Source organism: Halochromatium roseum, assembly GCF_016653315.1.
Taxonomy (GTDB): Bacteria; Pseudomonadota; Gammaproteobacteria; order Chromatiales; family Chromatiaceae; genus Lamprobacter; species Lamprobacter roseus.
Map to the genome: position 1 here is coordinate 19,205 of NZ_NHSH01000049.1, position 13,042 is coordinate 32,246.

The 13,042-nt window shown below is 64.1% G+C and carries 10 protein-coding genes and 1 pseudogene; 9 read left to right on the forward strand and 2 right to left on the reverse strand.

The window, feature by feature from the left end; genetic code table 11:
* Positions 1–16: 16 nt before the first annotated feature.
* Genes CCR96_RS08370 through CCR96_RS08380 form a run of 3 tightly spaced genes read left to right on the forward strand, consistent with a single transcriptional unit; the run spans position 17 to position 3,999 of the window.
* Entirely contained in the window at positions 17–670 is a 654-nt protein-coding gene (locus CCR96_RS08370; RefSeq protein ID WP_242518749.1) for a cobalamin B12-binding domain-containing protein, read from the forward strand.
* Positions 667–1,920 (forward strand): uroporphyrinogen decarboxylase family protein, encoded by a 1,254-nt coding sequence (locus tag CCR96_RS08375; RefSeq protein WP_201219682.1) that lies wholly within the window; start codon positions 667–669, stop codon positions 1,918–1,920. Before CCR96_RS08370 ends, CCR96_RS08375 begins: the two co-directional genes overlap by 4 nt.
* 3 nt (positions 1,921–1,923) lie before the next feature.
* Positions 1,924–3,999, forward strand: coding sequence for a diguanylate cyclase domain-containing protein (locus CCR96_RS08380; protein ID WP_201219683.1), 2,076 nt, complete (start codon positions 1,924–1,926; stop codon positions 3,997–3,999).
* Positions 4,000–4,081: 82 nt separating this feature from the next.
* On the opposite strand, the gene CCR96_RS08385 is transcribed toward CCR96_RS08380, so the two are convergent.
* Positions 4,082–5,062, reverse strand: coding sequence for a LysM peptidoglycan-binding domain-containing protein (locus CCR96_RS08385; RefSeq protein WP_201219684.1), 981 nt, complete (start codon positions 5,060–5,062; stop codon positions 4,082–4,084).
* Between the two features lie 266 nt (positions 5,063–5,328).
* Positions 5,329–6,690: a TrpB-like pyridoxal phosphate-dependent enzyme gene (locus CCR96_RS08390; RefSeq protein WP_201219685.1), complete on the reverse strand. Its 1,362-nt coding sequence runs from the start codon at positions 6,688–6,690 to the stop codon at positions 5,329–5,331.
* A 521-nt stretch (positions 6,691–7,211) separates the two neighbouring features.
* Between CCR96_RS08390 and CCR96_RS08395 the strand changes: the two genes are divergently transcribed.
* The 6 genes and pseudogenes from CCR96_RS08395 to CCR96_RS08420 all read left to right on the forward strand — a co-directional run bounded on the left by CCR96_RS08395 (position 7,212) and on the right by CCR96_RS08420 (position 12,943).
* Positions 7,212–8,387 (forward strand): cell surface protein, encoded by a 1,176-nt coding sequence (locus CCR96_RS08395; protein WP_201219686.1) that lies wholly within the window; start codon positions 7,212–7,214, stop codon positions 8,385–8,387.
* A 234-nt stretch (positions 8,388–8,621) separates the two neighbouring features.
* Positions 8,622–9,578, forward strand: a complete 957-nt coding sequence (locus CCR96_RS08400; RefSeq protein WP_242518750.1) for a DUF6384 family protein — start codon at positions 8,622–8,624, stop codon at positions 9,576–9,578.
* Positions 9,579–9,755: 177 nt separating this feature from the next.
* Positions 9,756–11,234: a coiled-coil domain-containing protein gene (locus CCR96_RS08405; RefSeq protein WP_201219687.1), complete on the forward strand. Its 1,479-nt coding sequence runs from the start codon at positions 9,756–9,758 to the stop codon at positions 11,232–11,234.
* Between the two features lie 212 nt (positions 11,235–11,446).
* Entirely contained in the window at positions 11,447–12,241 is a 795-nt protein-coding gene (locus CCR96_RS08410; protein WP_201219688.1) for an ATP-binding cassette domain-containing protein, read from the forward strand.
* Between the two features lie 92 nt (positions 12,242–12,333).
* Positions 12,334–12,612, forward strand: a pseudogene (locus CCR96_RS08415) (type II toxin-antitoxin system RelE/ParE family toxin).
* A gap of 25 nt (positions 12,613–12,637) precedes the next feature.
* Positions 12,638–12,943 (forward strand): HigA family addiction module antitoxin, encoded by a 306-nt coding sequence (locus CCR96_RS08420; protein ID WP_201219689.1) that lies wholly within the window; start codon positions 12,638–12,640, stop codon positions 12,941–12,943.
* Positions 12,944–13,042 lie beyond the last annotated feature (99 nt).

Consider the following 13,042-nt stretch of genomic DNA (forward strand, 5'->3'; position numbering starts at 1 on the left):
TACAGGAAAATCAGCGATGTCGATCCAAGCCGCAGCGTTGCGCGACGCGCTGCTGACGCTGAACCGAATCCGTGCCCTGCAACTGTTGCAGGCGGCGACTGCGACCATGGCTCCGCTCAAGGTCGTCGAGGATCTGGTGCGGCCGGCGCTGGAGCAGGTGGGCGATCTCTGGGATCGCGGCGGCTGCGCCTTGTCTCAGGTCTATATGAGTGGGCGTATCTGCGAGGAGTTACTGGACCAGCTGCTTGGCGACCCGACCCGACCGTCGTCGTCTGATCTCACACCGGCGGCTGACTCGCCTCGGCTGGCCATCGTCGTGCTCGAGGATTATCACCTGTTGGGTAAGCAAATCGTGCGCACCGTGATGCGGAGCTCTGGGCATTCAGTCCGTGATTATGGCCGCCAAACCGTTGATGACCTGGTCGAGAAGGTCTGTTTCGATGAGATCGATATTTTGCTGGTCTCGACGCTGATGTTGCCTGCGGCATTGCGGGTTGAGGCGCTGATGCGGCGTCTCGGTGATGAGGCACCCAGCACCCGCGTGGTGGTGGGCGGTGCGCCCTATCGGTTTGATGATCGACTCTGGCGCGAGGTTGGCGCGCATGCGGTTGGACTCAATGCGGGTGAGGTCGTCGGTCTCGTCGAGCAGTTACAGCGAGGTGCGCGATGAGCCAAACAAGGCCGGCGATGACCTCGATGCAGCGCGTGCTGACCGCGGTTGGGCATCAGGAGCCGGATCGGGTGCCGCTGCTGTTGCTGCCAACGCTGCATGGTGCGCGCGAGCTTGGGGTCCCCATCGATACCTATTTCAGCGACCCGGCGCTGGTCGCCCAGGGGCAGTTACGGATGCGCCAGCGCTACCGCCATGACTGCCTCTATACCTTCTACTATGCGTCCATCGAGACCGAGGCCTGGGGCGGCGAGTCGATCTTCCGCGATGACGGGCCGCCGAATGCGGGGGCGCCGTTGATCTCGGATCTCGAGGCCATTCAGCGACTCAGTCCGCCGCGTATCGAAGACGCGCCAGGCCTGCGTCGGGTGCTCGAGACCACCCGCCTGCTGGCCGCTGAAACCGGCGGCGAGGTGCCGATCATCGGTGTCGCGATCGCGCCCTTCTCGCTGCCGGTGATGCAGCTCGGCTTCGAGGCCTACCTGGATCTCATGCATGATCGGCGCGATCTGTTTGACCGGTTGATGCGGTTGAACGAGGCCTTCTGCGTGGCTTGGGCGAATGCGCAGGTGGCCGCCGGCGCCCATGCCATCTGTTACTTCGACCCGCTCTCCTCATCGAGCATGGTGCCGCCGGAGCTGTTCTTGGAAACCGGCCATCCGATTGCGCAACGGGTCATCCAGCAGATCAAGGCGCCGGTTGCGCTGCATCTGGCCTCCGGCGAGGGGCTGCCGATCATCGATCATCTTGCCTCAACTGGGGCGGCGCTGTTGGGCGTCAGTTGTCATGAGGATCTGGGGCAGTTGAAACAGGCCAGCCGTGGTCGGATCGCGCTCTTTGGTCACCTCAATGGCATCGAGATGCGCCACTGGAGTGCGGAGCAGGCTGAGCAGCAGGTGAAGGCGGCGCTGGCCGCGGCGGCGCCCGGCGGCGGCTTCGCGCTCGCTGATAATCATGGCGAGATCCCCTGGCAGGTTCCCGAGGAGGTGCTGCTGGCGATTGCCGAGGCCAACGAGCGCTGGGGACGTTATCCGCTCGACTGGTGCGATGAGGCGGCTCGGGCGGAGGCGCTTCGTGCTGGCGTTCCTGAATCTGATACCGCTGCTGAAACCGCTAGCGCTGCTGATACCGCGGGCGCTGCTGATACCGATGCCGCTGCTGATACCGCTGGCGCTGCCAACACCGATGGCGATGCTGGCCCTCTGGCTGTCTCTGCCGCCCGCTCTGCCGCGCGGACCGACGTTCCTTAAGACATGGCCAGCTCGGCGCTGCATCCATGGAACCGAGACATCGGCGGTGAGTCCGAGACGCCTGTTCATCTCTTTATCTGTAGGCAGTTTATCCGTGAGGCCGAGGCTGCCATCGAGGGTGTTGCCCGGCTGGGCCATCTGCGCTTGCATCCGTTTCCAGCCCGCTGCGGCGCTCCGCCCTTACAAGAGGATGAGGTGGCGCGCCTGATGGAGGGCGTGCCGGCGGCTGAGCCGGTGATCTGGGTGGGCGGTGTCTGTACGGCGCGGTTGTGCGTGCCGGGCGGGCGTTGTGATCGCGCCGCGGCTCAGCGGCCGGCCGCGGTTTACCCGCTCAGCCAATGCTTCCATCTGCTCGCTGATCCCGACCTGGTGGATGACCAACTGCGTGCTGGCAGTTACCTCTGCAGCCCGGGATGGTTGGCGAATTGGCGCAAGCACCTGCAGGCGCTCGGCCTGGCCGAGCCGGCGATGGCGCGTGCGTTGTTCGCGGATAGCGTGCGCTGCCTGGTGTTGCTCGATACAGAGGCAGCTCAGCAGTCGACTCACGCGGCTGATTCGACGCCTCCGACTTTGCTGGCCGAACTCGAGGCCTTTGCGGCTCATGTCGATCGGCCTTACGCCCGCAAGCCAGTCGGCTTAGGGTATCTGCGACTGCAGCTGACCCAGATCGGTACCCAAGCGGCGCTGCGGCAGGCGCGGATGCAGGCCACGGAACGCGTGTCCGAAGCCCAACGCCAAGCGGCAGAGGCGGCGATGGCGATGGACCTGCTGGGCGAACTCTCGAGTGCGACGGATCAAGCGGATGTGATTCGCCGCATGCTCGACATCTTCCGGGCGTTGTTTGCGCCGAGCCGGCTCTGCTATGTGCCAGTGGATGCCGACAGCGGTTCTGTTGTGTCGCCGGTGAGTCTCGGCGAGCAGCTGTCGCTCGCGGACGCTGTGCTCACTGAGGCACGGATGTTTGCGCGGGGCGAGGCGATGAGTGCGGATACCGCATCCGGTGACGGTTTCATGCTCAGGCTGCAGCATGGCGCGGAGGTGCTGGGTATCTTCGTGCTTGAGGGGTTCGCGCTGCCGCGGTATCGGCTGGAGTATCAGAATCTGGCGCTGCAGATGCTCGGGCTCTGCGCCATGGCCATGGCGCGGGCTCAGGCGTTGGAGGGCCTGAGCCGGAGCGAAGCGCGCTATCGAAGCCTGTTTACGGCGATGCAAGAGGGCTTCGTCGTGCATGAGGTCCGTCAGCGTGCCAGCAGCGGGGCTGATGAATACTGCTTCGTCGATGTCAACCACGCCTTTGAGCGGCTGGCTGGGGTTGCTCGCGATGCGCTCATCGGCCGTTGCTATGGCCAGGTGTCGCCAATGGTCTGTGGGGTCTATCTCGAGCGCTGCGCGGAGGCGGCGCGCACCGGACATCCGGTCCATTTCGAGACCGAGCTGGCAGCGCAGGGCAAGGTCTTGGATGTCTACGCCTATTGCCCGATGCCCGGATTCTTTGCGGTTGTCCTCGCCGATATTACCCTGCGTCGCGAAGCCGAGGCGCGGGTTCACCACTTGGCACATCATGATCCACTGACGGATCTGCCCAACCGCACCTTGCTGGGGCAGCGAGCCACGATCGCCTTGGCGCAAATGACCGAGCAGCAGCAGTCTCTCGCGCTGCTGTTCTGCGACCTGGATCGGTTCAAAGAGATCAACGACCGACTCGGACACGCGGCCGGTGATCGACTACTCAGGGAGGTCGCGCGCCGTTTCCGCTCGGTTGTGCGCAAGGCCGATACGGTATCGCGCTTCGGCGGTGATGAGTTCGTCGTGCTGCTGCCGCAAACGAATCGAGCGTCGGCCTATGCCGTTGGTCAAAAACTGTTGGCATCCATGGCTCGGCCGGTCGAGCTGGAAGGGGAATTGCTGACGGTCAGTTTATCGATCGGCATCAGTCTGTATCCCGAGCATGGCAGTGCGTTCGAGGAGCTATCGCGGGCGGCTGATGTTGCGCTTTATGCCGCTAAGCGAGGCGGTCGCGCTCGAGTCCATCTCTATGAGGACGACATTGAGGCTGATCTCGTGGGCGAGCCTCGCTGAGGCGTCCCTGCCTCAGTCCTGTGGCTTTGGTGCCAAAGAAGCAGCATTGGCCGATCCGATGGAGTCGGTCAGCATGGCGGGTTCAGGGAATCACCAAGGTCAGACCCGGTGGGACGGGATCTGGATCATCGAGCAGGTGACGATTCGCCTCGAAGATGCGCGACCAGGCCTCATCATCACCATAGAACATGGCGCTGATACGAGCGAGCGAGTCGCCTGGACGTACCCGATAGACGGTGCGGCTACCTTCGGCACGGGCAAGCAGGTATTGACTGCGATGCAGGGCGTTTTCCGTTTCTTGAATCTGCTGCCAAAGTTGTGGGTTTTGCACGCCTTGGCCTTCGCGGATGAGGCGCGCGAGAACCTCGGCGTCTCGCCTTGCTTGGGCCTCGGCCTGGGCGGTCGTCAGCGTGCCACCTTCCGGCGCAGGCAGGCGGGCGCGTAGCTCGGCGATGCGCTCTTCGAGCTGCTGCTTTGCTTCAGTGCGTCGTGTATCCGCGGCTTCTAAGCGTGCGATTTGCGCCTCGCGTTGAGCGAGTCGCTGCTCGAGACCCTGAATGCGGGCGTCTGTGCCCCCGAGCCGGTCCTTATGCTCTCGCAGTCGCAGCTCCGCCGCGGTGAGTTGTGCTGTGTGTTTCTGCGCCTCGAGTTCGCGCTGTTGCCGGAGTTGCTGGATCTCCGTTCGGAGCGCTGCGGCTTCGACCTCGGCGCGTTCGGCGGCGGTCTGGCTGTGGCGAAGCTGCTGCTGAACGCGCTCTAGCTCGCGGGCTTGGGCTTCAAGGTCCGCCTGCTTGCGGTTCAGCAGGTCGAGCTGCAAGCTCAGCCGCGCCTTTTCGGCTTCGACGGCCGTGAGCTGCGACTGCAGTGAAGCGACCTGCGCTTGGGTTTGCTCGGCGGCTTCCTGCACCTGCTCGAGTTCAGCCTGCTGCCTAGCGTCATCGGAACTCGCTTGCGCTGCTGTGTCAGCGGCGGAAGTGGTTGCTCTGGTCTCTTCGTCCGCTAGCACATCGTCCGCCAGCACCATGGCCGCGCCGAGCAGGAGTCCGCTCGCGCTCAGCGCCAACCAGCGGCTAGCAATGCACCGCCGCGCTAACCATGGGTGACTCGATCGCTGGCTTGCAGAGGGGGTCGGCATTGCAATCTCCGCGGCGGTTTCAATCGTTCTAGTCGTTTCGATCCACGCCCGATCAAGCCGGGCGTTAGGGCACGGAAGAGGTTAGACCTCTCCCGTGCGGCATTATGCCCCTGAAGGGAAAGGTTTCAACCGGCAGATTGCGATCAGGTCCGCTTACGCCATGGGTGGCGTCGGGGCGCAGCGGACCGTCGCGACTAACAGCCGCCGGGTAATCCCGCTAGGGCCATTGCCATTTCGCCTTCGTCATAGCTCAGATCATCGAGCTTGCCGTCTTTGTAGTCCATATAGGCTTGCATGTCGAAGTGTCCATGGCCGCAGAGGTTGAACAGGATCGCCTTTGACTCGCCGGACTCGCGGCACTTCTCGGCCTCGTGGATGGCGGCGCGCACGGCGTGGTTGGCCTCCGGGGCCGGCAAGATGCCCTCGGCCTTGGCGAAACGGATGCCCGCGTCGAAGCACTCGAGCTGGTTGTAGGAGCGCGGCTTGATCAAGCCGAGCTTGGCCAGATGGCTGATCTGTGGCGCCATGCCATGGTAGCGCAGCCCGCCGGCATGGAAGCCGGGTGGCACGAAGGTCGAGCCGAGCGTGTACATCTTGACCAATGGGGTCAGATGCGCGGTGTCGCCGAAGTCGTAGGCGAAGGCGCCCTTGGTCAGAGTCGGGCAGGCCGATGGCTCGACGGCGATGAACTCGGTCTTCAGGTCGTCGCGCATCGCCTGGTGCAGGAAGGGGAAGGCGATACCGGCGAAGTTGCTACCGCCGCCGGTGCAGCCGATGACCATATCGGGATAATCATCGGCCATCTGCATCTGCTCGATCGACTCGAGTCCGGTGACGGTTTGATGCAGCAGCACATGGTTGAGCACGCTGCCCAGCGCATAGCGGGTGTCGTCGCGTTGGACCGCCAGCTCGACGGCCTCGCTGATGGCGATGCCGAGACTGCCGGTGCTGTCTGGATGCTCGGCGAGGATGGCACGCCCGGACTCGGTACGGTCGCTCGGGCTAGCGATGCATTCGGCGCCGAGGGTCTCCATGTAGGCGCGGCGGTACGGCTTATGGTTGAAGCTGACCTTGACCATGAAGACGACGATCTCGAGATCGAAGAAGGTGCCGGCCAGTGCCAGTGACGAGCCCCATTGACCGGCGCCGGTCTCGGTGGTGATGCGCTTCACGCCTTCGATCTTGTTGTAGAAGGCCTGTGCGATCGCGGTGTTCGGCTTGTGCGAGCCGGCGGGGCTGACGCCCTCGTATTTGTAGTAGATCCGGGCCGGGGTATCCAGCGCCTTTTCGAGTCGGCGGGCGCGGAACAAGGGTGATGGGCGCCATTGCCGGTAGACGTCACGGACCGGCTTGGGGATCTCGACCTCACGCTCGGTGCTCATCTCCTGCTCGATCACGGCGCGCGGGAAGATCGGCGCCAGGTCATCGGGCGTGATCGGCGTTTTGGTGCCGGGGTGGAGCACGGGCGCCATCGGCTCCGGTAGGTCGGCATTGATGTTGTACCAGAACTTGGGCAGGTGCTCTTCGTCGAGCAGGTACTTGACGCTGTCGGACATGATCGTTTCTCGGTTTCCCCAGTCGTATTTTGTGGCCGTTCTCTCTGATCGCCGGCTGCGGCAGGCCAGACCGCTAGAATGCTTGCGTTCTGTGGTTCGTCAAATCCGGCTATCAGCCAGCTATCAGCCAGCAATCAGCCCGCTATCAGCCAGCCATCAGGGTGAATGGCGATCGGTGCGATGGCACGTTCGCCGCTAGCGCGACTGGCGATCGCTGGCCAGTGCTTGCGGCGTCGGCAAGTGTGCCAGGTTATCGGTGTTGGCTGAAGGGCGCTGGCGCAACTCTTTTGATCGTCGAGCTTGATGTCGATCTTGATCGTCGACCCTTGCTTGTCGACGTCAGAGCTTGGCGTTACTGTCGCGGGCTAACGGGTGGCAGGCTGATCGGCGCAAGCTAACCGGTGCTAAGCTGACCGGCAGACCTTACGGCTTGTTTGCCTGGGGCGACTGGGCCCCCTGATGACTCCCTGTTGATTTTCTAAGACACCCTTTCGACAGCACGTGCGTTAAGAGGACCCGCCATGAGCACCACCGCAGCCCCGATGCAGCAGTTGGATAAAGCGATGAATACCCTGCATGAGATGGGCCTACTGCCCAGCAAGCAGCGCAGCGAGGATGATCCGATGATCCCGTTGCTGGAAGCCATCGCCATGCTCGATGAGGAGCGGGTGACCGCCATTGCCCGCACGCTGGCCCAGGCCTCGACCTTCAACACCGTGGTCCGTCAGCAGGTGCAGGCGATGGAGGTTGGTAACCGCTTCGAGGAGATCACCAACGCCTTCAACAGCATCCGTCACGATGCCAAGGTGATGGTCGATCAGCTCGAGGATGGTCAGCTCGATACCTTTGAGCGCGCGGCCAATGTGTGGATGCGGGTGACGCGCGGAGACATCCCGAAGCGTTTCGATAAGATTAAGGCCAGCTACCTGGAGGTCACGGAAACCACCAACGATCAGATCCAGCGCGAGCAGCGCATCCTGGAGGCCTATCAGGATTTCCGCGGCGCGCTCAAATCATCCGAGGTGCTGGCACTGGAGGTGCTGAAGAAGGCGGAAGCCGAGCTGGAGGCGGCGCGTGCCGCAGTCGACCAGGCGATGCAGCAGGTCGAGGCCTTCAGTGGCGAGGATGCGGCGGCGCGCGCCCGGCTGGAGATGGCGCGCGATGAGCAGGTGCGGGCGCTGCAGAATGTCGACAAGCGGTATCAGATTGCCAAGGACCTGTCCGACAACCTGGCCGTCTCCTACAACACCTCCGAGGTGGTGATGGCGCGGCTGCTGCAGACCACCAACGCCAAGGAGCGACTCTATCAGCAGGCGATCAGCTTCTTCACCACCAACGAGACCGTGCTGACCGCCCTCAGTGCCTCGTTCACGGGCATGTTCGGCCTCGCCGAGACCACTGAGACGGTCAATGCGATGAAGGATGGGATCAGCCAGTCTCTTGAAGTGCTCGCGGATATCGGCGGCAAGGTTCAAGAGGAGGCGATCAAGGCCGGCTATGGGCCGACGATCCGGGCTGAATCGGTGAAGAAGCTGGTCGACTCGGTGGTCAACTATCAGACCCACTCGCGCGAGATCATCGAGGAGATGCGCATCGCCGCGACCCGCAACGCCGAGGAGATCCGCGATGCGGTCGAGGATGGCAAGCGGCGCATGGCGCGGCTGACCGAGCTGGGGCATGGCTTGGCGGCGGCCTAGGGTTGAGCGTTCAGCAGCCGCAAGCACATCCGAAGGCAGCCGATTGCGGCCTGCTGTTGGACCTGATAGCGCTCGACTCGAGTCGCTGGTGAAGCTTGCTTGATCAGGGTTTACAGCAGGGAGTCTGATCGGCCAAGCTGGCCTGATGACGCATCCGCCGGCGGCGGCGGATGGAACCATGATCGAGGCGAAGTATTCATTCATTGTTCGTCACCGGATCAGGACGCGAACGGGATGCCCGACCACAGCCAAGAACAACCCGATAGACAGCGGCGAAACCCAGAGCCCAGCGGGGTGCGGGCGGCAACCGCTGCTGCTCCGCTCGATGACATCATGCTGGCGATGGACGTGGTCGACACCCTGCGCCGCCAGCAGCGTTTGGTCGAACAGGAGCTCGACAGCGGCCAGCGCGAGGCGGCCTTGAAGGTGCGGCTGCAGCGCGTGTATCAGGCCCAAGGCATCGAGGTCAGCGAGGCGGTGCTGGAAGAAGGCGTGCGGGCGTTGCGCGAGGATCGCTTCGTCTATCAGCCGCCGGCGCCCTCCTTTGCCGTCAGTTTGGCGCGGATCTATGTCAGCCGTGGCACCTGGGGCCGTTGGCTGCTGGGCGGGCTGGCGCTGCTGTTGCTCCTGTTCGCGGCTTGGTACCTGCTGGTCGTCATGCCGCGCCAGGCCTTGCCGGGTGAGCTTGAGGAACGCCATGCGCAGGTGCGCGAACTGGCGCGATCGCAGACGCTGGATGCACAGGCCGATCAGCTCCTGGCGGCGGCCCAGCAAGCGCTCAGAGAGGGCAAGACAGGGCAGGCTCGCGATCAGCTTGCCCAGCTTGAGCAGCTGCGCGATCAGCTGGCCGTGGGCTATCAGCTGCGGGTGGTGAATCAGCCCGGTGTGCGCAGTGGTGTCTGGCGCATCCCGGAGGCCAATCCCGATGCGCGCAACTATTATCTGATCGTCGAGGCGATCGGGGCCGGCGGGCGACCGATTTCGGTGCCGGTGCGCAATGAAGAGACCGGCAAGATCGAGCGGGTCGAGCGCTGGGGGCTGCGGGTCGATCAACAGACCTTCGAGCGTGTGGCGGCGGATAAACAAGACGATGGCATCATCCAGGACGATCTCCTCGGCAGTAAGGCGCCAGGCGCGCTGGAGCCGGACTACCGCGTACCGACCAGCGGTGCGGCGATTACGGAGTGGTAGCAGCATGCGTCCCATGCCAGATCAGCACAGAAAGCAGATTGACACCGGTCGAGTGGACCCAGCGCAGCGGCTGCACCGATCGGCCCCGGGACCTTGGAGGCAGGTCGATTGGAGCAAGCGCAGCGGTAACGACCACCTATCCGAACGGTTCCTTGGACAGCTGCAGTGGGGGTATCGATGATCAGCGGCCAACAGGCGATGGCGGAGGTCAGCCAGGCCGCTCAGGGCCAGCAGCAGGCGCTTGATGCGCTCGACGCGCGCCTTGCCGAGCTGCGCAGTCAGGAGCAGGCCTTGCTGCACGAGCGCGCCGAGCAGTTGAAGGCGTTGGCGCGGATACGCGTCGAGCTGCTTGGTCGCGATGCCAGTGGCGCTCTAGACGCAGCGGAAGCGGAGGCGGCGCGGTTGCTCGATGAGCGCGATGCCGCGTCCGCGGCCTTGGAGCAGGAGATCATCGATGTGCAGGCCGGGCTCGATGCCCTGGAGCAGGCCCGCGGCGCGCAATTAGAGCGATTGCAGTCGGCGGCCGATGCCTTGGATGGCGCCGAAGCGGCGACCCAGACGCGGCTGGCGGCCGACGCCGACTATCAGGCGCAATTGGAGCAGACGCAAGAAGCCGAGCGCATCGCCCTGTACGCGGCCGAGAAGGCCAGCGAGCGCGAGCAGGAGCAGGCCAGCAAGACCAGTGCCTACCAGGCCGATCCGCTGTTCATGTATCTCTGGCAACGCGACTATGGCGGTGACGCCTATCGCGGGCGGGGCTTGACGGCCCGGCTGGATGGCAAGGTCGCGCGGCTGATCGGTTATCCCGATGCGCGCCTGTCCTACCAGCGTCTGCTGGAGATTGCCCCACGCTTGCGCACCCATGCCGAGCAGATGCGGCAGCGTGCCGAGGCCGAGATCCTGGCCCTGACGGCCCTGGACGAGGCCGCCCGCGCGGCCGACGGCATCCCTGCCCTCGAGGAAGCGCGGGATCGCGAGCAGCAGGCGGTTGATGCGATTGACCAACGGATTGATCAGGAGGAGGCGCGTCTCGAGGCGTTGCTCGAGCAGCGGGCGTGCTTTGCCACCGGCCAGGATGGTCAGAGCCGGGCGGCGGTCGAGCGCTTGGCGGAGGCCTTGGGCGCCAGCGAGCTGGTCGAGCTTGAGCGCGCCGCCCGCGCCACGCCGATGCGCGAGGACGACCAGTTGGTTGCGACCCTGATCGAGCTCGAGCGCGAGGAGCGCCGGCTGGCGTTCATGCGCGAGCAGACCGAGGCCGCGCGCGGCAAGCAGCAAGAGCGGCTGCGGGAGTTGCTGCAGGTCCAGCATGAGCTGCGCAAGCGCCGGATGGACCGCCCAGGCTCGCAATTCGAGGACAAGGCGCTGGTGGCAATGATGCTGGCCAACTTCGTCAAGGGCTTGCTCGATCGGCAAGGGCTGTTGCGCGGGCTCGAGGAGCAGTATCGCTATCGGCCGCCGCGCACTGATCCGGATTTCGGCTCTGGTGGTTATCGTCGCGGCTCGCCATGGGGCGGACGTTCTCATCCTGGATCAATCGGGCGCCCATCTGGAGGTACGACTCGGGGCTCATCCGGACGAGGTGGCTTCGGCGGTGGCGGATTTGGGACTGGTGGCGGCTTTGGCGGCGGTGGCTTCCGAACGGGTGGTGGCTTCTGAGTCATGAAAGATCGCCAGGCCGACCAAGCAGTGACTGCTGCGATGGCCATACGATGGCCATACGATGGCAATCAACCAAACCGCTGAATCTTGAGTCGTTTGTCGTTGACGCTCATCAGCGTGAATTCGATAACAGGCTGCGTGGATGGACAGGCAAGTGGTTATTTCTGCGATGGTGCTGAAGGCCAGGGCTGAATGCTGAGCAACGTTAAATGCTGAGCTATATCGGCGTCTCCAAAGGTTATGGCGGCCAGCTCGCGCTCGACGGCATCAATCTCGACTGCGCCGAGGCGGCCACCACGGTCTTGATTGGCCCTAGCGGCTGCGGCAAATCGACCTTGCTGCGGCTCGCCGCTGGGCTGATTCGCGCCGATACCGGCGAGGTCTGGTTCGAGGGCGCGCCGCTCGGGCCCGAGAACCTGCGCGCGGCGCGTCTGCGCATGGGCTACATGATCCAGGAAGGCGGGCTGTTTCCGCATCTGAGCGTGCGCGCTAACGTCGAGCTGATGGCGCGCGAGCTGGGCTGGCCGGCGTCGCGGCGGCGCGAGCGACTGGCTGAGCTGGCCGAGCTGGTGCAGTTGCCAGCGGCGCTCTTAGACCGCTTCCCGCTCGAACTGTCCGGCGGTCAGCGCCAACGTGCGGCGCTGATGCGCGCGCTGATGCTGGACCCGGATCTGATCCTGCTTGACGAGCCGCTCGGCGCCCTGGACCCGATGATCCGGGTCGAGCTACAGCGCGAGCTGGCGGCGATCTTCCAGCGCCTGCACAAGACCGTGCTGATGGTGACCCATGATCTGGCCGAGGCGGTGTTCTTCGGCGATCAGCTGGTGTTATTGCGTGCTGGGCGCATCGTCCAGCAGGGCTCGGCTCAAGCCTTGCTGCAATCGCCAGCCGAGCCTTTTGTCGCCGAGTTCGTCAATGCCCAGCGCGAGCCGCAGCGGGTGTTGATCTCGCAGGAGCTAAGAAATTGTCCATCAACGTCTTCCCGATTTGAGGGCCATGGTTGAGTGATGATCAAAACTCATCTCGCCGATCTTGATCGGGCCGTCAACCGCTTTCCCGCTTGAAATATTACGCGCAGCGTAATATCTTTCTCCAGGTGATCAAGTCGTTTCGCTGCAAGCACACCGAGGCTCTGTTCGCCGGGCAGTCGCCGCGTCAATTCCGCGCCTTTCAGCGAGTGGCGGAACGCAAGCTGGCGCAGTGACAAGCGGCAACCACGCTTGAGTTCTTGCGTAGCCCACCGGGTCATCGGCTTGAGAAGCTCGAGGGCGATCGCGCCGGGGAGCACAGCATTCGCATCAACGACCAATGGCGGCTGTGCTTCAAGTGGCGCGATGGAGCGGCATTCGATGTCGAGATCGCGGATTATCACTGAGGAGGAAACCCGAGGAGGAAACCCCATGAACACAACCAACGGCATGCGTCCGGTTCATCCGGGCGAGGTGTTGCGCGAGGATTTCCTGGAGCCCCTGGAGATGAGCGTGAACGCACTCGCGCTCGCGCTGCGGGTGCCGGCAACGCGCCTGCATGAGATCGTCAAGGAGCGCCGGGCGATCACGCCGGATACCGCGCTGCGCTTGGCGCGCTACTTCGGCGGCGATGCGCAGTCGTGGCTGAACCTGCAGTCGGGCTTCGATTTGCGCCGCGTGGAGATGGCCGCGGCGGCGCGCATCGAGCGCGAGGTGGTTCCGCGACAAGCGGCCTGATGTCACGCCCCCGCGCCCATCGTCAAGCGGCATCGCTCACGCTGGTGTTGAGCATCCGGTACAGTTCGGACTGACTAGCTTAATCAGTGGGTCTGCAAA

What these genes read in the sequence shown, in the direction of transcription:
- CCR96_RS08370 (WP_242518749.1), top strand. Translation starts at nt 17, where the DNA reads ATGTCGATCCAAGCCGCAGCGTTGCGCGACGCGCTGCTGACGCTGAAC.
- CCR96_RS08375 (WP_201219682.1), top strand. Translation starts at nt 667, where the DNA reads ATGAGCCAAACAAGGCCGGCGATGACCTCGATGCAGCGCGTGCTGACC.
- CCR96_RS08380 (WP_201219683.1), top strand. Translation starts at nt 1,924, where the DNA reads ATGGCCAGCTCGGCGCTGCATCCATGGAACCGAGACATCGGCGGTGAG.
- CCR96_RS08390 (WP_201219685.1), bottom strand. Translation starts at nt 6,690, where the DNA reads ATGTCCGACAGCGTCAAGTACCTGCTCGACGAAGAGCACCTGCCCAAG.
- CCR96_RS08395 (WP_201219686.1), top strand. Translation starts at nt 7,212, where the DNA reads ATGAGCACCACCGCAGCCCCGATGCAGCAGTTGGATAAAGCGATGAAT.
- CCR96_RS08400 (WP_242518750.1), top strand. Translation starts at nt 8,622, where the DNA reads ATGCCCGACCACAGCCAAGAACAACCCGATAGACAGCGGCGAAACCCA.
- CCR96_RS08405 (WP_201219687.1), top strand. Translation starts at nt 9,756, where the DNA reads ATGATCAGCGGCCAACAGGCGATGGCGGAGGTCAGCCAGGCCGCTCAG.
- CCR96_RS08410 (WP_201219688.1), top strand. Translation starts at nt 11,447, where the DNA reads ATGCTGAGCTATATCGGCGTCTCCAAAGGTTATGGCGGCCAGCTCGCG.
- CCR96_RS08420 (WP_201219689.1), top strand. Translation starts at nt 12,638, where the DNA reads ATGAACACAACCAACGGCATGCGTCCGGTTCATCCGGGCGAGGTGTTG.